This window comes from Gilliamella sp. ESL0405 (assembly GCF_019469205.1).
Classification (GTDB): Bacteria; Pseudomonadota; Gammaproteobacteria; order Enterobacterales; family Orbaceae; genus Gilliamella.
On sequence record NZ_CP048265.1, the window covers coordinates 702976 to 724669 of the forward strand.

The window sequence follows — 21694 nt, forward strand, 5'->3', positions numbered from 1 at the left end:
CTAATATGAATTATCTAATTCATCGCCATATCCAAATACAATCGGATTATCTAGATTGCCCAGTTTGCCATGTATTTGGAGATGTTTTGCTTTAATCTCAGGTGATAGGTATTGCTCAATGGTATTAGTGTAATTGAAATTTAAAAATAAAGTTTCAGTAACCTGATAAGATAATGGTAGTTTTGTGTTCGTAGCTAAACCTTTTAAACTTGGTTTTTGATTTAAAAATTCTAATTTGTTATTCAATTCTAGCTTTAGAATAGTTTTTCATCTTTATCTAATTGATTTAATGTGAGAACGTTGGTTTTGATGATGATATCAAAACCATACACTCAGTCCTCACATTTTATATAGCGAAATTTACTCTACTGTCACCGATTTTGCTAAATTTCTTGGCTGATCGACATCGGTACCTTTAATTAAGGCGACGTGATATGCCAGTAATTGGGTTGGTACCGTGTAGTAGATTGGTGCGGTAAGCTCTTCGATATGAGGTAAATTGATGATATGCATAGTGTCGTCGCTGACAAAACCGGCGTCTTGCTCTGCAAAAACGTAAAGTTGACCGCCACGTGCTCGCACCTCTTCAATGTTGGATTTTAATTTTTCCAGCATTTCATTGGTCGGTGCCATAACAATGACTGGCATATTGGCATCAATCAACGCTAAAGGACCATGTTTAAGTTCGCCAGCGGCATAAGCTTCGGCATGGATATAAGAGATCTCTTTAAGTTTTAACGCTGCTTCCATGGCAATTGGGTACTCATCCCCACGACCTAAAAATAGTGCATGATTTTTATCAACAAACTTTTCAGCAAGTTTTTTAATTTCAGGCTCCGCCATTAATACTTGTTCGATGCGATTAGGTAAGGTTTGTAAGGCATGGACAATCGCTTGTTCAGTGATTTGCGCCATGTTATTTAAGCGTCCCAATTTAGCCACTAATAACAGTAATACAGTCAATTGCGTGGTAAAAGCTTTGGTTGATGCTACACCAATTTCAACCCCAGCTTTAGTGAGCAAAACTAAATCGGCTTCACGTACTAGCGTAGAGGCAGCGACGTTACAAATCGCTAAAGTGCAAAGATAGTTATTTTCTTTGGCAAGTCTTAGTGCTGCCAGTGTATCGGCTGTTTCGCCTGACTGAGAAAGGGTGATAAATAAACTGTTTTTGCGCCGAGCCGGTTTGCGATAGCGAAATTCTGAGGCAATTTCGACATCACACGGGATTCCGGCCAAAGCTTCAAACCAATAACGAGCAACCATTCCGGCGTTATAAGCAGTGCCACAGGCAACAATTTGCACATGCTCAATTTGATTAAGGATTGCTTGCGCTTCTTCGCCTAGCTCTGATAAATCCACTTCGCCATGTGCCATGCGTCCTTCCAAAGTATTTTTTATGGCGTTAGGTTGTTCGTAGATCTCTTTTTGCATGTAATGGTTATAACCCGCTTTACTCCCCGCATCGTATTTTGCTTCTGACTCAATACAGGGGCGGGTAACTTCATTATGATTTTTATCTAAAATTGTGACCGTGCGGTGAGTAATAAGGGCAATATCGTCTTCTTCTAAATAGATAAATTGACGAGTAACCGGTAAAAGCGCAAGTTGATCAGAGGCGATAAAATTTTCACCCACACCACAACCAATCACCAATGGACTACCTGAGCGAGCAGCCACAAGGATATCTGGATTGCGGGTATCCATAATTACCGTACCATAGGCGCCTCTTAGTTGCGGTATGGCTTTTTGTACGGCTTCTAATAACGGGCAATCTTCAGTGGTAATAATGTGATGAATTAGGTGGGCAATCACTTCGGTGTCTGTTTCAGAACGAAACTGATAGCCTTTAGCAATTAACTGTTCACGTAGTGGCTCAAAGTTTTCAATAATGCCATTATGTACAACAGCGATAAAATCAGATACATGTGGATGGGCATTGTGTTCGGCCGGTTCTCCATGGGTTGCCCAGCGTGTGTGGGCAATACCGGTGGCACCTTTAATAGGATGCTGTTCGACGGCATCTTTTAGTGCTTGCACTTTACCAACACGTCGAACGCGTTGTAACTCGCCTGCCGGGGAAATAATTGCAAGTCCTGCTGAATCATAACCACGATACTCAAGTCGTTTTAATCCTTCTAATAGAATTTCTGCAACATCACGTTTGGCAATGGCGCCAACAATTCCACACATTGTTTATTCCTCGTTCGATAACTTAGACGGTCTTTTCCAACCAGCAAGTTGTTTTTGTTTAACCCGGCTTACGACTAACTCGTTTTCGTTTACATCGCTTGTTACCGTCGTTCCGGCAGCTATGGTTGCACCTTTGCCAATTTTCACCGGGGCAATCAATTGGCTGTCAGATCCAACGAAAACATCATCTTCAATAATCGTTTTAAATTTATTGGCACCGTCATAATTACAGGTGATTGTACCTGCGCCAATATTGACATTATCACCAATTTCACTATCGCCCAGATAAGTTAAGTGGCCTGCTTTAGTGCCTTTACCTAAATGCGCTTTTTTCAGTTCGACAAAGTTACCTACATGGGCTTGCTCGTCAAGGGTGGAACCGGGTCTTAATCTGGCGAAAGGTCCAACTGTACAATGCTGAGCGATGTTAGCGTTGTCAATGATGCTATAAGGGCTGATATCGCAATTATCATCTATGGTGCAATTTTTTAAAATTGAGCCGGCACCAATTGTCACGTTATTGCCTAATTTAACTTCTCCTTCAATGATGACATTGCAGTCGATAATGACATCTTTACCATGAGTAAGCGTGCCTCGTAAATCGAAGCGACTTGGATCTTTTAACGTGACGCCTGCTTGCAATAGGTTTTGGGCTTGCTTAAGCTGATAATGGCGCTCTAATGTTGCTAATTGTAATCGATTATTCACACCTTCCACTTCAAACTGATCGGTCGGATGAGATGTGAGAATTTCATAACCATCTTGATGAGCAAAGCCAATAATATCAGTTAAATAGAACTCATTTTGTGCATTGTTATTGGTAAGTCTGGATAACCAATTTTTAAGTAGTTTTCCTGTTACTACCATAATGCCTGTGTTGACTTCATTAATTTTTTGCTGCTCCTTTGTGGCATCTTTTTGTTCGACAATAGCAACCACTTTACCGTTTTGTCGCTCAATGCGCCCGTAGCCGGTAGGATCATCAAGTATTACCGTCAATAGTGCAATACCTTGTTTAGGCTTACTGGCAATTAAGTTTTGTAGTGTAGCTGCCGAAATTAACGGGGTATCGCCATAAAGAATCAACACATCTTCATCATCTTGTATATTGGGTATCGCTTGTAAAACCGCATGTCCGGTGCCGAGCTGCTCAGCTTGGTAAACCAGTTGTAAATCTTGCTTTTGTAAGGCATCTTCAAGCTGTGTTTTACCATGCCCATAGACAATATTAATATGATTGATATTAAGTTGTTGTACTGTGTCGATAACATGTTGTAACATCGGCTTAGCGCCGATTGTATGTAATACTTTAGGTAGGTTAGAATACATCCGTGTGCCTTTTCCTGCCGCCAAAATAATAGCACTAAGTTTTGGAGGTGAAATTGCCATAATCAGTTCCGGTCTGGTTGAAAATAGTTTAATACTATAATCAAAGTTTGGTATGAAATCATCCCGAATGAATTAATTTTTCTCATAAAAAAAGTTATCGTGCAATTAACTAAGTGTTTATTAAAAGGAAGCATCGTTATGAACAGCATTATAAAAGTTTTATTACTCTATACCACACACGAAAAACAAACACTTAAAATCATGCAACGTATTAAAGCACAACTCGAAGGGAAATGTGATTGTGATCTTATTGAGTTAAAATCAGATAGCAAAATTGACCTAAGCCAATATCAAGCAGTGTTGTTAGGCTGTTCGATTCGATATGGTTTTTACAGTAAAGTGATGAAGAAGTTTATTGACGAAAATTACCAACAATTAAACAAAATTAAATCAGGTTTTTTTGGGGTGAATGTGGTGGCTAGAAAGCCAAATAAAAATACGCCGGAAACCAATTTATATACTAAAAAGTTTTTAGCCAAAATTGCTTGGAAGCCAACTATTACAGCCGTTTTTGCCGGTGCGCTTTATTATCCTAAATATAATTGGTTTGATCGTAATATGATTCGCTTTATTATGTGGTTAGGTAAAGGGGATACCGATGTGACTAAGGAAATCATTGAATATACCAATTGGGATCAGGTTAATGAATTTGCTCAGCAGTTTTATATTAAAACATGTACTTTGTCTTAAAGATCTTAAACGCTAAATTTAAGATTTTCCTTTAGTTATTGTGTTATAAAGTTCTTTTCAAGAAATTTTGTGATATAGATCAACATTTTTAATAAAAAGGTGTACAATATTGCGCCTAAAGAATCTATCTCCTAATTGGGATTTTAATTGTGATTGAAAATTTAAGAAATATAGCCATTATTGCTCACGTTGACCATGGTAAAACGACTTTGGTTGATAAGTTATTAAAACAATCAGGCACGCTAGATAATTTGCGTGGCGATGACAATGAACGAATAATGGATTCTAATGCGCTTGAAAAAGAGCGTGGTATTACCATTTTAGCTAAAAATACAGCTATCGACTGGAATGGTTACCGTATCAATATTGTTGACACCCCGGGACATGCCGATTTCGGTGGTGAAGTTGAACGTGTTATGTCAATGGTTGACTCTGTTCTTTTGCTGGTTGATGCAATGGACGGACCAATGCCACAAACACGTTTTGTTACGCAAAAAGCGTTTGCTCATGGTTTAAAACCAATTGTCGTTATTAACAAAGTTGACCGACCAGGTGCTCGCCCGGATTGGGTTGTCGATCAAGTATTCGACTTATTTGTCAATCTAGGTGCAACTGATGAACAATTAGATTTTCCAATTGTTTATGCATCTGCTTTAATGGGTATTGCTGGTTTAGATCACGAGCATATGGCTGAAGATATGACGCCATTGTTTGAAGCGATTGTTAAATATGTTGAACCCCCTAAAGTTGATTTAGATGGTCCATTCCAAATGCAAATTTCACAACTTGATTATAACAATTATGTTGGTGTTATTGGTATTGGTCGTATTAAACGTGGTCGAGTTAAACCTAATCAACAAGTCACTATCGTTGATAGTGAAGGTAACAAACGCACCGGAAAAGTGGGTCAAGTATTAGGTCATTTAGGCTTACAGCGTTATGAAGCGCAAGAAGCTGAAGCGGGTGATATTATTGCCTTGACCGGGCTTGGTGAATTAGGCATTTCTGACACAATTTGTGACAATAGTTGTGTTGAAGCATTACCGGCATTGAGCGTTGATGAACCAACGGTCACCATGTTCTTTAATGTAAACAGTTCACCTTTTGCCGGTAAAGAAGGTAAGTATGTTACTTCACGTCAAATTCTTGAACGTTTAAATAAAGAATTGGTACATAACGTAGCACTTCGTGTTGAAGAAACGCCTGATCCTGATGCGTTTAGAGTGTCTGGTCGTGGTGAATTGCATTTGTCGGTGTTAATCGAGAATATGCGTCGTGAAGGTTATGAACTTGGGGTTTCACGTCCTAAAGTTATTTATCGTGAGATTGATGGTAAAAAACAAGAGCCATTTGAACAAGTGACGCTTGATATTGAAGAGCAACATCAAGGCTCAGTAATGGAAGCGCTTGGCTTACGTAAAGGCGATTTAACCAATATGTTGCCTGACGGTAAAGGTCGTGTGCGTTTAGATTATGTGATTCCTAGCCGTGGTTTGATTGGCTTTAGAACAGAGTTTATGACAATGACGTCGGGTACAGGTTTACTTTACTCTACATTTAGTCATTATGATGATGTGCGCCCGGGTGAAATTGGTCAACGTAATAACGGTGTGATGATTTCTAATGGTACAGGTAAAGCGTTAGCTTATGCTTTATACAGTTTACAAGATCGTGGTAAATTATTCCTTGGTCATGGTGCTGAAGTTTATGAAGGTCAAATTATTGGTATTCATACCCGTTCAAACGACTTAACCGTTAACTGTTTAACCGGTAAAAAACTAACCAATATGCGAGCATCGGGTACTGATGAGGCAACCACGTTATCTCCACCGGTTAAAATGTCATTAGAGCAAGCGTTAGAGTTTATTGATGATGATGAATTAGTTGAAGTTACGCCATTATCAATTCGCTTACGTAAACGTCATTTAACTGAAAATGATCGTAAACGTGCGTTCAGAAGTGGCAATAAAGACTAAGTGTCTGTCACATTAGTTTACAGCTGTTAAACAAAAACCTCGCTACTTATTAGCGAGGTTTTTTTTGGCTTTTACTCTGGCAATAGCATCTGCAATAGACTGTTTGCGATCCTTTTGCGTGCTGATAGGCGCGGGATTAACCGGTATTGAACGAGGAAATAAAATGGTCGGTGGTACCAGTTGATTATGGTTTAAGCGTTGTTGTTTCTTCTGCGTTAATCTTAGCTCTTCATCTTCACTTAAAGCGACGCCTAGCGTACTAAGGCTAATACAGTCTGTTGGACAAGTATTGATGCAATTACTGCACGAGGTGCAAAGTTGAGGCAAAATGGTGTGCAATACTTGTTTGCTACCGACAATAGCATCAGTTGGGCAAACACGAATACATTTGCCACAACCAATACAGTTTTCTTCATCAATAAAAGCTTTATATTGTTGTTGGTTTTGCATAATCACTTCTTGTTTTAACTTAAACCTACAATATTACCATCTTTGTCAATATCGATTTGTCGATATGCAGGATTAGTACCAAGCCCTGGCATGGTCATTACATTACCAGCATAAACACGAATAAAGCCAGCCCCAGCTGATATAGCTAAGTGGCTAATATCAACATCAAAGTTAGTTGGTACATTTTTAAGGTTAGCATCAGCACTTATCGACATAGGTGTTTTGGCAATACAAAGCGGTAGAGTATCGAGTTTTAGTGCTTCAATTTCTTTGATGTTTTCCAGCGCTCTTTCCGATAAATTGGCTTTATTGGCACCATATTTTTTGACCATGGTTTGTATTTTGTCGATTAGCGGCATATTATCCGGATAAGGTAATGTGATCGAACTTGGCATAGCGCACGCTTGAATAACATGTTGCGCCAGTTTTTCAGCACCTTTACCACCTTGAGTAAATACTTCACTCACTTCACAGGCAAATGCACCATGTTCAACAGCATATTTTTGTAAGAAAGCCAGTTCTTCTTCGCTATCATGCGGGAAGCGGTTTATCGCTACAATCACTTGTAAACCGTAACTTTTAGCGTTGTTAATATGCCATGCTAAATTTGCTGCGCCAATCTCAAGTAGTTCTACATTCGATTCAGAGATCTCTTTAGGAATGGCTTGCCCTGGTTTGATGTTATATTTGCCACTATTCGATTTTAAGCTACGCACAGTTGCAACTAACACAATACAATCAGCTTTAATTCCTGCTTGGCGATATTTGATATTAAAGAATTTTTCCATACCCATATCCGATCCAAAGCCAGCTTCGGTTACCACATAGTCTGCCAGTTTTAAAGCAATGCGATCGGCAATTACTGATGAGTTGCCGTGGGCAATATTGGCAAAAGGACCCGCATGGATAAGCACAGGGGTGTTTTCAACGGTTTGCATCATATTAGGATTAATCGCATTTTTTAACAGTACAGTCATGGCGCCGGCAACTTCAAGTTGTTCAGCTGTAATGGGTTCGCCTTGAGTATTGTAGGCTAAAATAATCTTGCCAATACGAGTGCGCATGTCTTGTAGATCTGATGACAAGGCTAGTATCGCCATTAATTCAGAAGCGGCGGTAATTTCAAAACCATCACGGCGCTCTATACCATTTACACCACCGCCCACACCGACAATAATGTTTCGTAAAGCACGGTCGTTATGATCTATCACTCTTTTCCATACAATACGATTGACATCAATGTTTAATCGTTGCAATCCAGTTTGCTCGGTAAATTCATTACCAAGTCGCTCTTCATGATAAAGGCGAGAGTCTAAAGCCGCTGATGCTAAATCATGGGCGGCAGTTATGGCATGAATATCACCAGTTAAATGGAGATTTAGCGTTTCCATTGGTAATACTTCCGCTTGACCTCCACCAGCTGCGCCACCTTTAACGCCAAAAACTGGCCCTAAGCTAGGCTGGCGAATACAGGCGATGGCTTTTTTGCCGATATAATTTAAACCTTCACTAAGCCCGATAGTATTTACCGTTTTACCTTCACCAAGTGGAGTAGGGGTAATAGCTGTCACAAGCACTAATTTGCCATTTGGTTTATTTTCATTTGCTTTAATAATTGAAAGATCGATTTTTGCCACATGTTTGCCATAAGGCAGGACAAATTCGTCAGGTATATTGCACTGTTTTGCAATTTCGGTAATTGGGCGTAACGACATATTTGTTCTCATATTACTTTTAATTGGGGTATCAGTATAAATAATTTGAATTGCCGAATAAAGCGCCAATTTTATCTTTATTGATTTTAAGCACAATCCTCATTTATATTGTTATAATAATTTAAATTTTCAATCAAAGGATAATAGTTAGATGAATTGGTTTTCTCAGTATTCACTTTTTTTAGCTGAAACAGTAACAGTTGTAATCGCAATATTGGCGATTTTAGTTTTTATCATTAGTCAACGCCGAAAATCTTCAACAGCAGCAGGACGTCTTAGTGTTAAAGATATCAGTCATGAGTATGAGCAAGTCAAAGATGACATGTTAATGTTGAGTATGGATGAGCTGGAAGCTAAACAGTTTGCCAAAGATCTAAAAAAACAGAAAAAGCTTGAGAAAAAACAAGCTAAATTAGCCGCTAAAGAAAAAAATAAGCAGCAACAAAATAGCGATCAGAGCAATGAACAACCGGCTGAAGGTCAACTGTCAGCTGAAAATAGTAATCAGGATAACGCTAAACCTAAACTCTTTGTCTTATCCTTCAATGGTAGTATGGATGCTCATGAAGTGGAAGAATTACGTCAAGAAATTACCGCGGTGCTTGCTGTAATAAAACCTGAAGATGATGTTGTGATAAAACTTGAAAGCCCTGGTGGTGTGGTTCATGGTTATGGACTTGCCGCATCGCAGTTGTTAAGATTCAGACAACGTGATATTCCTTTTACTGCGGTTGTTGATAAAGTTGCAGCAAGCGGTGGGTATATGATGGCATGTACTGCCTCAAAAATTGTTGCAGCGCCGTTTGCAATTGTAGGCTCAATTGGTGTGGTCGCTCAGATTCCTAATTTTAATCGTTTACTTAAAAAGCATGATGTGGATATTGAGTTACAAACAGCTGGGGAATATAAACGTACTTTAACTATGTTTGGTGAAAACACCGATGAAGGTCGCCAAAAATTTAAACAAGAGCTTGAGCAAACGCATTTGTTATTTAAAGATTTTGTTAAAGAGTATCGACCAAATATTGATATCGAGCAAGTGGCAACGGGTGAACATTGGTTTGCAACTCAGGCAAAAGATAAAGGTTTAGTTGACGAAATCAGTACCAGTGATGATTTTATTTTATCTCATTTAGATTCACATAAAATTATTTCTGTTAGTTATCAACGTAAACAAAAACTTTCAGAGAAAATCTCAAAAAATGTCGTAAAAAGCGTTGAAAGATTGTTTTTCAAGCAAGGAAATGGGCTGTAATGCCCTTTTTACTGGTCAGAAACTGGGGGGTGGGTGATGATAAAAATGAAAAAAGAAGCGCCTGTGCAGATAACCTTAATCCGCCAAGGAAAAACTGAAAAAGCTGAAATTTATTTTAAAACAATACAATCTGATAAATACAAGTTAAAAATCTTGTTTAGTAACAATGACAGTTTTGAAGTAACTGATAATGATTATTTCAGCTGTTTTTGTCAAATTAGGGATCATTTTCCCGATATTACCTTTCTTTGTAAAGGGGCTAAAGAAAACGTTTACCCATCGAGAATGGCGAGGGATATGGGTGGTGGTTTAGTCGCTTATCAATTAACTATTGGCAAACCTGCTGCTCAGAAAGATCTTGTGCCCATTTTTGATTTTGAAGATGAAAATATTGTTTCCACAAAAGAACAAGTAGATTTTTTTAAGACTTGGTTGAACACACCTAGAAAATAACAACTGTAATTAAGTTATACAGTTGTTATTTCTAGAAAAATTAAAGACGTTTAATAATAATTGAAGTGTTGATGCCACCAAAAGCAAAATTATTGGTTTGCATATATTCAATATCCAAATTTCGACCTGAACCGACAATATAATCTAAGTCTCCACAGGCAGGATCGACATTTTCAAGATTAATGGTAGGGTTGAACCAACCACTGTGCATCATTTCGACAGATAACCAGGCTTCTATTGCACCGCAAGCCCCTAGGGTATGACCAAAATAACTTTTTAATGATGATATTGGCGTTTGGTTGCCATAGATGTTTGCTACTGCATTGCTTTCAGCTATATCGCCTCGGGCTGTTGCTGTTCCGTGCGCACTAATGTAACCAATTTGTTTAGCATCTAATTTGGCTTGTTTTAACGCTTCTTCCATACAAATTTGGATAGTTTCTTGGCGTGGTTGTGTAATATGACTAGCATCACAATTGGTTTTAAAACTGATAATTTCGCCATATATTTTAGCGCCTCGGGCTTTGGCATGTTCGTACTCTTCAAGTATTAATGCACCTGCGCCTTCACCAATAACAAGCCCGTCTCTATCTCGATCATAAGGACGAGGTGATAGCTTAGGTGTGTCGTTTAATTGGCTGGTGGCAAATAGGGTATCAAATACTGCGGCCTCAGAAGGGCATAACTCTTCAGCACCGCCTGCTACCATAATGGTTTGCATGCCGTATTTAATGGCTTCATAAGCATAGCCAATCGCTTGACTGCCGGAGGTACAAGCGCTGGAAGTGGTGATTAATCTTCCTTTTAATCCAAAAAATAAGCCTGTGTTAACCGCTGTGGTGTGAGGCATCATTTGTATATAGGTGGTCGCTGTTATGTTATTTGTATGCTTTTCGTTTAACATTGTGGCGAATTCGGCAACCGGTTGAGTACTGCCGGTTGATGAACCAAAAGCAATCCCTGTTTCACCACCGGTAAGAATAGGATCATCTAATAAGCCTGCCTTTTCTAATGCTATTTCAGTCGCTTTAGTCGATAGCAATGATACTCTACCCATAGAGCGAATTTTTTTACGCGTATAGTGTTCCGGTATTATGAAATTGTCGATAGGCGCACCCAATTTTGTGTGTAAGCCATCATAGATTTCCCATTCGGGCATATATCTAACCGCATTTTGTAACTGTTTTAGGGTGTTTTGCACATTTAACCAGTCATTACCCAATGCTGTAACGCCGCCCATACCTGTTATGACAACTCTTTTTGTCATATCATCCCTCCATTGATTGAAATGACTTGGCGAGTGATGTAACCCGCAATATCTGACATTAAATAGCTCGCCAGTCCGGCAACTTCTTCAACTTGTCCCATTCGTTTTAATGGAATCATTTTCATAGCTTCTTGTAGCGCAATCGGCTCCATATCTAATATGCCGGTATCAATTAATCCCGGTGCAATGCAATTAACGGTAATTTTTCGTTTAGCTAGCTCAAGTGCCAGCGCTTTACTTGCGCCAATGACGCCTGCTTTTGCGGCACTATAATTTACTTGTCCTCGGTTGCCTGCAATTCCCGATACAGATGAGATAACAATAATACGCCCACCACTGCGCAGTCCAATCATTGGCATAATACAAGGATGAAGTACATTGTAAAAACTATCGAGATCGGTATGAATGACACTTTGCCAATCATCTTGCGTTAATGCAGGAAAAGCACCGTCGCGTATTATCCCGGCATTATTCACGACGCCATAATAACCGCCATGTAATTCGATATCTTCTTCTATTCTTTGTTTACATTGCATTTGATTGCTTACATCAAACTGAATCAAACGAGCCTGACCACCTAAATTTTCGATTATTGCCTTAGTATCAAGCGCACCTTGTTTATCGCTATGGTAATGAATCACGAGGTTAAATCCATCTTGCGCTAACTGACAAGCAATCGCTTTACCAATTCCTTTACTTGCGCCAGTAACAAGTACTGTTTTGTCCATTATTTTTCTCCTAATCGATTGTCACCAAATAAGTCTTCTAATTCGGACTCATCTGGCTCATATACATTAAGTTTTCCTTTGACAACACATTGTTGGTCAATAAAAATTTGACAATCAAAGTTAGCCAATTTTGAATCATTCAGAACTAAATTGGCGTGGATCATTAAGTGACTATCATAGGGAAATGCAGGTAAAGTTGTTTTTATTGCTCGTCCACCGATTAACATACCTAAAGAGGGTATTTTGTTGTTTAACAGACTGTGATAGCCATTCCAAACGCCAATGGTTTGCGCCATTATTTCAATCGCATAAAAATTGGGTAGTAATTTATCTTCATTCAAAAAAGGCGCTAAAATACCTGTTTCATGAGTTCGAACACTACAAATACACTTTTCTTCATTGATTAAATGAATGTTTTCCACCATGACCATTGGCGTTTGATGAGGTAAATAATAGCTTGCTGGGTGATAGTTCATCATATTTTTCCGATAATTAGTGATGCATTATTACCGCCAAATGCGAACGAATTCGACATTATAATCCGTTTTTCTAACATCATTTTTTTAGTAATTATATTAATTTTATCCAGACTTTCATCATAAGGTGATTGGGAAAAGTCTTGTTGAGGTAGATAGATATTTTGATCGAGCAACAGGCAACTAAGCGCAAGTTCAGTTATAGCCGCACTGCCTAATGTGTGTCCGGTAAGATGTTTAGTTGAACTGCAAGGCGGTAAGTTTTGTTTAAATAATCGATAGACAGCTTTGCTTTCAGCTAAATCATTTAATTTGGTTGCGGTGCCATGTAAATTGATATAACCAATATCATTGATCGTCAATTTAGCCGTATCTAACGCCATTTGCATGGCCTGTTGAGCGCCTATTCCTTCGGGATGCGGTGAAGAGATATGGTAAGCATCTGATGATTCACCTATGCCTAATAGCCTAATATCACTGGTCGGTTCTTTAGTTAATAAAAATAGAGCACCGGCTTCACCAATATTGATGCCATCTCGTTTTTCAGCAAATGGGGTACAGGGTTTTTCTGAAAGTGCTTCAAGAGCGTTGAATCCGTTGATTGGCATTCTGCTTAAGCTGTCGGCACCACCCACAATTGCGGCATCAACAATACCAAGCTCAATTAATCTTTTGCCACTTATTATTGCTTTCGCACTTGAAGTACAAGCTGTTGATATTGTGTAACTTGGCCCGGTTAACCCTAGTAACATGGTTAAAAAACAAGAAGGGTTGCCTAACTCTTGTTGAGCATAAGTGAAATTTTGATTATGGTTGCCTGTTTGCGTCAGTTGTTTTATATACTTATCGCCTTCATCAATACCTGATGTGCTTGTTCCTATCACAATGGCAATGCGATCAGCGTTATATTTTTTTATCGCTTTGTTTATTTCTGTCTGAATCTGTAAATAGGCAGCATAAAGTAGTTGATTATTTCGGGTTGAATATGGCGATAAATGTTTAGGAATAGCAGGAAGTGTCTGATTATTAACTTTTCCTAACCAAGTTTTTTTGCCGTTTAATAACCATCCTTCTTGTTGAATTAAACAATGCTTAGCACAATAATTTTGACTTAAATTATGTTTAATTTCGTCTTGAGAACTACCTAAACTATTAATTGCACCAAATGCTGCTACATAAACCATCTATTTTGCTTCCATGCTCTGTATTGAAATTTGATAACCAAATATATTATGTTTTATCTGTGTAGGTTTTCTAATCTGATTCGATGTTGTTTGATTATAACTAATATCAATAATGATGTTTTGTTGATCATCGATTAATTGTCTGTGATAGTCATTATCAATAAGTTTCCACCCTTGTGGTAAAACCGCTTGCCATTGCTTAAGAGGCAGAATGCTTAATAAGATATCAGATAGCACTTGTTCGGGCGGAGGGAGTTGCTTGATAAAAATATTTTGTTTGGTTTTGATACTTTCGCCTGTATAGCTCAATTCAAATAAGCGTATTCCAAGTGCCGAAAGCCCTATAACCTTGAGTTGATCATCTTTAGCGTCTAAAAGGATAATTAAAGAGTGCTCTTGGTCATTATATTTAAATTTTAATAGCTGTTGATCATGATAGTTATTTTCAAAATTAGGTTTGGGAATACTCACTTTTGTATCTTTAGTAAACCAAGCTTCGGATTTTGTTTTGCTAGCGCATCCGGTTGCTAAGAAACCAACGATAACCATAATTAAAACAATATATTTTTTCATCCTTAATTACCTAATCCTTTTTTAATACAAGGCGATTATTGATTGCTAAAGGGGCAAATACAAATGCGCCAAAAATGCCACTAGTTAGTACTAAACCAAATCCCATAATAGCAGTTGTGTGACTAATTATCAGTAACCCAAATGATAAAAGTGTCGTTATCGCTGCCATTGTTACGGCTAACAGGGCACTTTGGGTTTGGCTTTTGCGATTACTTAAAAACAGACTATAATCGATACCAATACCAATCACAAGGATAAGTGCCAACATTGAAAAAAGATTCAACGTTTGATCAATCATGCCATGTACTGATAGCGCAATGCCAATGGATAAAAGTGTTGGAAGTGTGCTTTTCAAACCGGTTTTTATCCCATGCTTACGATTATAAACCATAAAACATATACAAATCGCAATAACTGATCCGATAATGAGCTTTGTCAGATAAACTCGATAATGTGTAAACATGGTTGTAAATTCTGAACGTCGATCTAACCAATAAATACCCTCGTCAATTTGAGACATTTGAGAAATTTCGGTTAAATTATTTATACCACTTATTGGAATTAAAGTTGCACTTTCACCGGTTTTTAATGATAGCCAAAGTAGCTTTTTCCCATGGCTGATTTCACTTTGTTCCCATAAATTAGGTGTAATAAATGTGTTTGTTTCTTGAAGACTTGGTGTTTTAATTGCAAAACCAATTTGGTTGAGTTTTGCGATAATTTCGGGGGTATATTGCTCTATCAATGCAATGTTTCGCTTCTGTTTGCCAATAGAAGGTAAATTGATACTTTGATATTGCGTAAACCAGCCATTTGATTTTGCCTGTTCTAATTTAGGTATAAAATTTTCAAGCCGTTGTAATGTCTGCTCTGCATTATCACCAAAGACAATAAACCATTTTTGGTCGCTTGTTTGCCCTGTAATATCGATTATCTGCTGTTCTTGTTGTTGTAGTTCTGCAGGTAATGCTTGCAATTTGCCAATATCGTCATCAATTTTTAAATTGGATAACCCGATACCGATAAATATCAGGGCTGATGATACTAATAGCCACTGTGTTTTTTTGTTTTGCCATATATCCAGCCAGCGAGTCAATATACGGTGGCCGACTTGTTGGCGTACAGGTAATTTATTGACCAAAATAGGGTACCAGCAAATAACTGTCATAAATGCGCCAATTAATCCAAAAATAGCAAACATGGATAACTGTTTTAACCCCGGGAAAGGTGCAATTAACAGTACCAAATAGGCAATAAAACTTGTGCATAATGCAATGAATAATGTTGATATTAATTTTTTTAAGCTTGCATAAGGTGATTCTTGATCACCATGCAAAAGTCGTTCAGTTAAATAGTGTAATGAATAATCTATCGCTATTCCGATAATACTTGTACTCATGACTAAAGTCATAATGTGGATTTGGCCAAATGAAGCCAATACCGCAACTAAACCGCAAACAATACCAATAAAAATTGAAAGTAATGAAAGAAAAATGGGTATGACGGAACGAAATATAGACATAATTAATAAAATAATGCCGATAACTGAAATGCTTCCAATAGTCGATATATCATTTTGGGCTTGTTCACTAGCATAATCGCTGTAAAAAAGAACGCCTCGTTTTAAAATGTTAGTTTCAGGCCAGTTAATTTGTAGTTGTTCAATAAGCGCATCTAACTGTTCGACAATTTGATGTGATTGGCTAATGTTAAATGAGGAATCTTTAAGATCAGCATAAATCATGTACCAGTCATTACCCAAACTATCTTGAACTGATAGCCATTTATTTTTAATTGCCAGTTTTCCGGCACTATTGAGCTGATTAAGCTGTGAAGATCGCGTCAGTAAGAGTGGGTCATTATTTAATTCTGTGGCACTAACCCCGCTAAATGGTGAATAAATTTGGCTCTCAATCCATGCAAATTGATTGTGCATTTCAATTCGATTGGCGGTAGTTTCGTCTAACAATTGATATCGGTATTGATAGGCAAATTTGCCCCAATTTTGCTGAAATTGTTCATCAAAATACCCATTAACACTATGAATAAAAGGCTGCTTTTGTAAATGTTCATACCACCAATTTACTGGCTCTAAATTGGTTGCTTGCTGAGGTTTGATTAACCAAACCAGCTGTTTATCCAATCTATCTTGAAAGCCATCAATAATTTCTACTGGAACATCGTTAGTTTGTTCGTTAGGCAGTAGTGACAGTACGCTTGTGTTGAGTTTGCTATGTTGTATCAGATAGCCAGCAGTTAAGAGTATGCTTATCACAACAAAAAGCCATAAAATGGCTCTTATTTTAAGTAACTTTTTGTTATTTGAATAACGACTGTTCATGTTGTGTTAATTTAGTTGTCTTGTGGTTGAAAAATGTAATTTCCGTTTTATCATTTTGCATATCATCAAGCGTGATCTTTTCAAGATATACATTTCCGCTTAGCTGTATCTGCTTGAAAATTTTATTTAGTGGGGCTGATATTGGGATCAATGTTAAATTCCACTGCTTATCATGTTCTGTGAGTGTTAATTTAAAGTTATTTTTTAGCATTTGTGCGTCAGCAGTAAAAATCGCAGATAGTAAATGATTGAATTGAAACAGTTGAGGTTGATTTTCAGCTGTTATTATTTGTGGTGTTCCTCCGTCAATATTCTGTTCCATTCTAACTTGATTCATTTTTAAGGTCATTTTAAAAGGACTGAGTTGTTGCCACCATAATCCATCTTGTTGAGATATAATCATTTTACCTGTCGAATGTAGGGGATGACTTAATCCATTGATAAAACGATCTTGTTTGAAATCTGCTCGAACAACTTTATTTTGACTAAATTGTTGCTGCAAGTTTTCGAGTGTTATTGCCTGAGTTATGCCACTTGAAAATATCAAAAATAGGGTGATGACAATGACAAAATATTTTTTCATTTTAATAATCCAAATCGTTCTAAAAAAATATGAGGGGTAACAAAACTCATTTCTTGGGTTGTTGCTAATACCGCAACTTGAATTGTATAACCGCAAGTCGTTTTTCTTCCTTGACTGTCGGTTATGAGATAACTAATTTTTATTCGATGTTCATACTCTTCTAACTTAGCCATAATCTGGATTTTTTGCTCTGCAATTATCGGTGCAATGTACTTGACTCGTGTATCGACTATCGGCCATAGGTAACCGGAGTCAATCATATCTTTATAACCATAGTTGAATTTCTGAAACAAGGCTTCACGTGCTTTTTCAAAAAATTTTAAATAGTTTCCATGCCATACAACGCCCATGGCATCTGTATCGTGAAATGAAGTGGTATATTCGATGATTGCATTATGGCTAGCGTTGTTATTCATTTTTATCTACTTTTGTTGTTGCTTCGTTTAATTCAGGCTTATTAAAATCCCAAAAATCATAAAAGTTAAACCAGTCTAATGGTGACACTAAACAATAGTGTTCCAACCTTTTTGCATATTTTTGGATGATTAAGTCGATTTCAGCTTGACGATTTTTTCGAGAGAATTTGAGATTATCTGAAAAAAGTTCAAAGTGTATTTGAAAACGCCCATTTGGTTTTAATCCCCAAAAAAGATAAACCGGCGCACTTAATGCAGATGAGAGGATGAAAGGGCCTTTAGGAAAAGGTGCTGGCGATCCTAAAAAATTCGCCCAACTGACCGCGTTTTCTTGCATCCTTTGATGCGGATTGGTCGAGGTTCTATCACCAACAATGGCAATCCATTCACCTGCATCTAGTTTTTGTTTAAGCATAATTGCAGTGTCGGCGCCTAAGGTATCGACTTGAATAAGATTAACCGTTGAAGCATTATTGGCTTCACTTAATACTTGCTTGAAACGGCTTGAATTTTTATTAAAGACTAATGCATTAATTTTTACATCATGAGAAAGCTGCGCAAGCGCTCGACACATTTCAATATCACCTAAATGTGAACCTATTAATACTATTCCTTTTTTTTTATCGATGAGGTTTAAGAACTCTTGGTTATTGGGAATGTATATATCGTTAATTTTTATATCGCCTTGCCAGCACGCAAGTTTATCTAGTAATGCCTCTCCAAATCTTAAAAAGTGATTAAAAGAGGTTAGCCTTTTCTTTTCAACAAAAGGTATTTTGTCATAATGATTTTTTATTCTTTGCAAATATTGTTGTGATGCCTGACGTTGTTTTTTACCGGTCAGCCAAAAATAACAAATAACCGGAAACATGATAGCCTTGGCTGCTCTTCTACCTAACAAACGGTAAAACTTTAAAATAAACCTAAGACCCCAAAGTCCTTTTCGTTCTTGAATTTGTGACCAGTGTTGTTGATCTTTCTTTTTTTTGAAATTTCTTTTTATTAGCGAAACCATTCGTGGAAACATGCCGAAAAATAGTTTAGTGTGCATCCATGATATTAATAAATTATCTTTCACCGCTTTAAAATGTGAGACACCATCTTCGGGGTAAGTGACTTTAGTTGGTACAAAAACGCTATTGGTACCTTGCCAGTATAATTTCACCATAATGTCTGTATCAAAATCCATGCGTTTCCCGATTTTGCAACGCCTTAATAATTTATTGGTAGCTTGTAGTGGGTAGATACGAAAGCCACACATGCTATCTTTTATACTCAATGATAGCGTTTCAATCCATACCCAGAAATGGGTAATGTATCTTGCGATCAGCCGATGTTTGGGTACGGAACTATCATATATCGGACAGCCTGAAATTAAGGAATATGGGTTTAATTGTGATTGTTCGATTAACTGTGTGATGCTATTGCTGTCGTGCTGTCCGTCAGCATCGATTTGAATGGCATAATTATAGCCTTGATTATAGGCATATTTAAGCCCATTGATTACAGCTGCACCTTTACCTTGATTGGTTGCTAGACGAATTAAGATCACCCAAGCATATTGGTCGGTAATAAGTTTTATCTTTTGAGCTTGTTCAATCGAACTACCGTCATCAATGACGATGCACTTGAGTTGGTATTGTTCAATACTTTTGAGGACTTTTGGTAACGCATGGCTGTGGTTATAACATGGAATTACAAAACAATAATTTGCCGATAGATTAATCGTGTTTATTGACATAATGTAAGTTTTCCGGAGCTAGCTATTTTTAGCGTGTTATCTGGCTTGATAAAAGAATAGGAGAAATCTATTCTTTGCTCTTTTTCATTCCACTTCAAATTTAATTTAAGTCGGTCTTGAGGAAGTATCGGACATTGGAATTTGATCACATCTATCGATGATAATGATAAATTTGCATTAAAGTATTTTTGGGTATAGTAAATTACCCAATTAAGTTGTACGACCCCTGGCAATAATGGTTGGGAAGGGAAATGTCCTTTAAACCAAAATAGATCAGTAGGTATGACTAACTCAATATTAACATGATGAGTATCTTTATCGACGCTTAATTCATTTGCAAACACTTTATTCATTACTTTCTCATTAGTTTCAAATAATGATTTCAATTCCATGTAAGTGGTTTTACCTTGCATATTTTTTGGCAGGTTTTCCACAAATCGCCATTTCTTTGGTAATTCAATCAATGATAATTCATCTTTCAAAAAAAGTCGAAAATATTGTGTTAAATTATAAGAATTGTGTTCTTTAGATAGTTCGCTATGTGATGTAGATAGTTTAACTATAGCACCCAAAATAGTTCTGTTATTTTGAATTAAAGGAATGACAATTGCTTCTTCTACTTCAGGTAATTGATTAATTTTATTCTCAATATATGTCAGTGATACACGGTTTTCTGAGATTTTAATAATCTTATCTGATCGACCATTTAAGTGAAAATACTGTGCATCAACTATCGTTATTTTATCATTCAACAGCTCTGGTTGCGTTAACAGCGGAGAAATAAGGCATGTCTTTTGATCGCCATTTTGTTGAAGTTCCATTTCAGAAAATAACTGCCAAGGCATATTTGGGTGAAGTTGTTTACGAGTCGCAATGATACCTGTTTCAGTCGATCCATATATCTCATCGGGCAAGACATTAAAATTTTGTTTACATGATAAAGCTTCGTCATAGTTTAGACTTCCACCCGCAGAAATTACTTTTTCACAATTGATTGTCGGTAATTTGACATCTAACGTTTTGATGATTGAAGGGCTTGTTATATATAACAATTTTTTTTCATTATATTGATATAGTTGTTCTTGATAAATTATCGGCTCACAAACAAAGGGAATTTTCATCATTAGCGATAACATGATTTTGAAAGTTAAGCCATACATATGTTGATGAGAAACTGATGCGACAATAAGATCAGCGGATAATTTTCCCCAGTTAGATTCAAGCTGTTGGATCTCTATTTCGAACTGATTGACTGTTTTTTCAATTGGTTTTGGTAAACCGGTTGAACCTGATGTGAATATTGTTAATGTGCTATAGCTAAAATCTTTATTTATAAAGTCAGCAATTTCAACGGAATTTACGTTAAACAGTTGATTGATATTTATTAGACGTTTATGAGTATCATACTGATGAATAGCCTGATTATCAGTTAATAATGCATCATAATCATCTTTAATTTCTTGATGATAAGCGCTAAATAATTTGGGATGTTTACCTGAATAGAAAAGAGCAAATAAACCCACAACAAAATTAAAACTATCTTGCATGGTTAAAGCCCAATATTTTTCAGGACTTTTAGAAAGCTGCTGACTCAACAGTAAAACTTGTTTTTTTAATTCAAGTACAGACAGAGGTTGCTTTTTTCTAAAAGCGATAATTTCATGATCAGGCCGTAATAACTGTTTAGATAGCGAGACTATTGTTTGATTTGTTGACGTATCAGCCATTCTCCCACCATAAGTGTGCCAATCAAAATATAACTAATTAAGCCATTGTACATTGTCCACCAGTAAAGATTGTTTATTAAACAGGTAATTAATGCAATGCTTCCATTAAGCATAAAAAAAAGGCACCAACAAATCGTGACTTTACGGGTATATTTTATTGCTTTAGTGGGTAAGTTAGCATCTTTAATTCTGGCAAATTTTTCAACAATTGTTTGCGGTTGTGATAAGGAATAACCGAAGGTAATCAAAAATACCACATTGACCATAACGGGGTAGTAAAAAAGTATTTGATGTTGAGAAAACAACCAGCTACTTAATAATAATGATAATCCAATAAACGCAGTAATTTTGGCAAGCCAACGCATGCTTACTAAGATATTGGGTAGAGTTAATAACCGTAGAATAAATAATGCAGCTAAATAGAAAATGGCTAGTTTAATTTCCTGGTAGCGTAAAGATAAGTAAATGATAAATGGGTAACAGACAAAAGAGATATTTGTTAAACATTTAATAATTAACTTAACTTTACTCATAATT

20 protein-coding genes are annotated in these 21694 nt (G+C 37.0%); 4 read left to right on the plus strand and 16 right to left on the minus strand.

Annotated elements, in window-relative coordinates; all coding sequences use genetic code 11:
* The 3 genes from GYM74_RS12360 to glmU form a co-directional block, all read right to left on the minus strand.
* Window positions 1–246: an AbiH family protein gene (locus GYM74_RS12360; protein WP_220219061.1), complete on the minus strand. Its 246-nt coding sequence runs from the start codon at window positions 244–246 to the stop codon at window positions 1–3.
* A gap of 114 nt (window positions 247–360) precedes the next feature.
* Window positions 361–2193: a glutamine--fructose-6-phosphate transaminase (isomerizing) gene (gene glmS / locus GYM74_RS03235; RefSeq protein ID WP_220219062.1), complete on the minus strand. Its 1833-nt coding sequence runs from the start codon at window positions 2191–2193 to the stop codon at window positions 361–363.
* A 3-nt stretch (window positions 2194–2196) separates the two neighbouring features.
* Window positions 2197–3582 (minus strand): bifunctional UDP-N-acetylglucosamine diphosphorylase/glucosamine-1-phosphate N-acetyltransferase GlmU, encoded by a 1386-nt coding sequence (glmU, locus tag GYM74_RS03240; protein WP_220219063.1) that lies wholly within the window; start codon window positions 3580–3582, stop codon window positions 2197–2199.
* 138 nt (window positions 3583–3720) lie between these two features.
* Here glmU and hemG point away from each other — a divergent pair, with 138 nt between their 5' ends.
* Together hemG and typA are read left to right on the plus strand one after the other, a co-directional pair.
* Window positions 3721–4272 carry a menaquinone-dependent protoporphyrinogen IX dehydrogenase gene (gene hemG / locus GYM74_RS03245; RefSeq protein WP_220219064.1) on the plus strand — a complete coding sequence of 184 codons (552 nt, stop codon included), beginning with the start codon at window positions 3721–3723 and terminating at the stop codon, window positions 4270–4272.
* Between the two features lie 149 nt (window positions 4273–4421).
* Window positions 4422–6248 (plus strand): translational GTPase TypA, encoded by a 1827-nt coding sequence (gene typA, locus GYM74_RS03250; protein WP_220219065.1) that lies wholly within the window; start codon window positions 4422–4424, stop codon window positions 6246–6248.
* A gap of 42 nt (window positions 6249–6290) precedes the next feature.
* Here typA and GYM74_RS03255 read toward each other — a convergent pair whose 3' ends face one another.
* Together GYM74_RS03255 and GYM74_RS03260 are read right to left on the minus strand one after the other, a co-directional pair.
* Window positions 6291–6698 (minus strand): RnfABCDGE type electron transport complex subunit B, encoded by a 408-nt coding sequence (locus GYM74_RS03255; protein WP_220219066.1) that lies wholly within the window; start codon window positions 6696–6698, stop codon window positions 6291–6293.
* 14 nt (window positions 6699–6712) lie between these two features.
* Window positions 6713–8413 (minus strand): formate--tetrahydrofolate ligase, encoded by a 1701-nt coding sequence (locus GYM74_RS03260; RefSeq protein ID WP_220219067.1) that lies wholly within the window; start codon window positions 8411–8413, stop codon window positions 6713–6715.
* Window positions 8414–8564: 151 nt separating this feature from the next.
* On the opposite strand from GYM74_RS03260, the gene sohB reads away from it, so the two are divergent.
* Together sohB and GYM74_RS03270 are read left to right on the plus strand one after the other, a co-directional pair.
* Entirely contained in the window at window positions 8565–9668 is a 1104-nt protein-coding gene (sohB, locus tag GYM74_RS03265) for a protease SohB (RefSeq protein ID WP_220219068.1), read from the plus strand.
* Window positions 9669–9713: 45 nt separating this feature from the next.
* A complete protein-coding gene (locus GYM74_RS03270) occupies window positions 9714–10121 on the plus strand; it encodes a hypothetical protein (protein ID WP_220219069.1) in 408 nt (135 codons plus the stop codon).
* Between the two features lie 40 nt (window positions 10122–10161).
* On the opposite strand, the gene GYM74_RS03275 is transcribed toward GYM74_RS03270, so the two are convergent.
* The 11 genes from GYM74_RS03275 to GYM74_RS03325 are packed head-to-tail and all read right to left on the minus strand — an operon-like array spanning window position 10162 to window position 21690.
* Window positions 10162–11388, minus strand: coding sequence for a beta-ketoacyl-ACP synthase (locus GYM74_RS03275; protein ID WP_220219070.1), 1227 nt, complete (start codon window positions 11386–11388; stop codon window positions 10162–10164).
* Complete coding sequence (locus tag GYM74_RS03280; RefSeq protein ID WP_220219071.1) at window positions 11385–12116, minus strand: 3-ketoacyl-ACP reductase FabG2; 732 nt, start codon at window positions 12114–12116, stop codon at window positions 11385–11387. The genes GYM74_RS03275 and GYM74_RS03280 overlap by 4 nt, the downstream gene beginning before the upstream one ends.
* The gene (locus GYM74_RS03285; RefSeq protein ID WP_220219072.1) at window positions 12116–12595 is read right to left on the minus strand and encodes a 3-hydroxy-fatty acyl-ACP dehydratase; all 480 of its coding nucleotides are present in this window, start codon (window positions 12593–12595) and stop codon (window positions 12116–12118) included. The genes GYM74_RS03280 and GYM74_RS03285 overlap by 1 nt, the downstream gene beginning before the upstream one ends.
* On the minus strand, window positions 12592–13776 hold the full coding sequence (locus GYM74_RS03290; protein ID WP_220219073.1) for a beta-ketoacyl-[acyl-carrier-protein] synthase family protein: 1185 nt from the start codon (window positions 13774–13776) through the stop codon (window positions 12592–12594). The genes GYM74_RS03285 and GYM74_RS03290 overlap by 4 nt, the downstream gene beginning before the upstream one ends.
* Window positions 13777–14349, minus strand: a complete 573-nt coding sequence (locus tag GYM74_RS03295; RefSeq protein ID WP_220219074.1) for a DUF3261 domain-containing protein — start codon at window positions 14347–14349, stop codon at window positions 13777–13779.
* Between the two features lie 10 nt (window positions 14350–14359).
* Window positions 14360–16690, minus strand: a complete 2331-nt coding sequence (locus GYM74_RS03300) for an MMPL family transporter (RefSeq protein WP_220219075.1) — start codon at window positions 16688–16690, stop codon at window positions 14360–14362.
* Window positions 16668–17273 (minus strand): outer membrane lipoprotein carrier protein LolA, encoded by a 606-nt coding sequence (locus GYM74_RS03305; protein WP_220219076.1) that lies wholly within the window; start codon window positions 17271–17273, stop codon window positions 16668–16670. The genes GYM74_RS03300 and GYM74_RS03305 overlap by 23 nt, the downstream gene beginning before the upstream one ends.
* On the minus strand, window positions 17270–17689 hold the full coding sequence (locus GYM74_RS03310; RefSeq protein WP_220219077.1) for a thioesterase family protein: 420 nt from the start codon (window positions 17687–17689) through the stop codon (window positions 17270–17272). The genes GYM74_RS03305 and GYM74_RS03310 overlap by 4 nt, the downstream gene beginning before the upstream one ends.
* Window positions 17682–19430, minus strand: a complete 1749-nt coding sequence (locus GYM74_RS03315) for a glycosyltransferase (protein WP_220219078.1) — start codon at window positions 19428–19430, stop codon at window positions 17682–17684. The genes GYM74_RS03310 and GYM74_RS03315 overlap by 8 nt, the downstream gene beginning before the upstream one ends.
* Complete coding sequence (locus GYM74_RS03320; RefSeq protein ID WP_220219079.1) at window positions 19421–21157, minus strand: hypothetical protein; 1737 nt, start codon at window positions 21155–21157, stop codon at window positions 19421–19423. Before GYM74_RS03320 ends, GYM74_RS03315 begins: the two co-directional genes overlap by 10 nt.
* Entirely contained in the window at window positions 21127–21690 is a 564-nt protein-coding gene (locus tag GYM74_RS03325) for a hypothetical protein (RefSeq protein WP_220219080.1), read from the minus strand. Before GYM74_RS03325 ends, GYM74_RS03320 begins: the two co-directional genes overlap by 31 nt.
* Window positions 21691–21694 lie beyond the last annotated feature (4 nt).

Coding starts and splice junctions, on each gene's coding strand:
- GYM74_RS03325 (WP_220219080.1), bottom strand. CDS start 21,690: ATGAGTAAAGTTAAGTTAATTATTAAATGTTTAACAAATATCTCTTTT.
- GYM74_RS03280 (WP_220219071.1), bottom strand. CDS start 12,116: ATGGACAAAACAGTACTTGTTACTGGCGCAAGTAAAGGAATTGGTAAA.
- sohB (WP_220219068.1), top strand. CDS start 8,565: ATGAATTGGTTTTCTCAGTATTCACTTTTTTTAGCTGAAACAGTAACA.
- GYM74_RS03300 (WP_220219075.1), bottom strand. CDS start 16,690: ATGAACAGTCGTTATTCAAATAACAAAAAGTTACTTAAAATAAGAGCC.
- GYM74_RS03290 (WP_220219073.1), bottom strand. CDS start 13,776: ATGGTTTATGTAGCAGCATTTGGTGCAATTAATAGTTTAGGTAGTTCT.
- GYM74_RS03315 (WP_220219078.1), bottom strand. CDS start 19,430: ATGTCAATAAACACGATTAATCTATCGGCAAATTATTGTTTTGTAATT.
- glmS (WP_220219062.1), bottom strand. CDS start 2,193: ATGTGTGGAATTGTTGGCGCCATTGCCAAACGTGATGTTGCAGAAATT.
- GYM74_RS03275 (WP_220219070.1), bottom strand. CDS start 11,388: ATGACAAAAAGAGTTGTCATAACAGGTATGGGCGGCGTTACAGCATTG.
- hemG (WP_220219064.1), top strand. CDS start 3,721: ATGAACAGCATTATAAAAGTTTTATTACTCTATACCACACACGAAAAA.
- GYM74_RS03270 (WP_220219069.1), top strand. CDS start 9,714: ATGAAAAAAGAAGCGCCTGTGCAGATAACCTTAATCCGCCAAGGAAAA.
- GYM74_RS03255 (WP_220219066.1), bottom strand. CDS start 6,698: ATGCAAAACCAACAACAATATAAAGCTTTTATTGATGAAGAAAACTGT.
- GYM74_RS03295 (WP_220219074.1), bottom strand. CDS start 14,349: ATGAAAAAATATATTGTTTTAATTATGGTTATCGTTGGTTTCTTAGCA.
- GYM74_RS03310 (WP_220219077.1), bottom strand. CDS start 17,689: ATGAATAACAACGCTAGCCATAATGCAATCATCGAATATACCACTTCA.
- GYM74_RS03320 (WP_220219079.1), bottom strand. CDS start 21,157: ATGGCTGATACGTCAACAAATCAAACAATAGTCTCGCTATCTAAACAG.
- GYM74_RS03285 (WP_220219072.1), bottom strand. CDS start 12,595: ATGATGAACTATCACCCAGCAAGCTATTATTTACCTCATCAAACGCCA.
- GYM74_RS03305 (WP_220219076.1), bottom strand. CDS start 17,273: ATGAAAAAATATTTTGTCATTGTCATCACCCTATTTTTGATATTTTCA.
- GYM74_RS03260 (WP_220219067.1), bottom strand. CDS start 8,413: ATGTCGTTACGCCCAATTACCGAAATTGCAAAACAGTGCAATATACCT.
- glmU (WP_220219063.1), bottom strand. CDS start 3,582: ATGGCAATTTCACCTCCAAAACTTAGTGCTATTATTTTGGCGGCAGGA.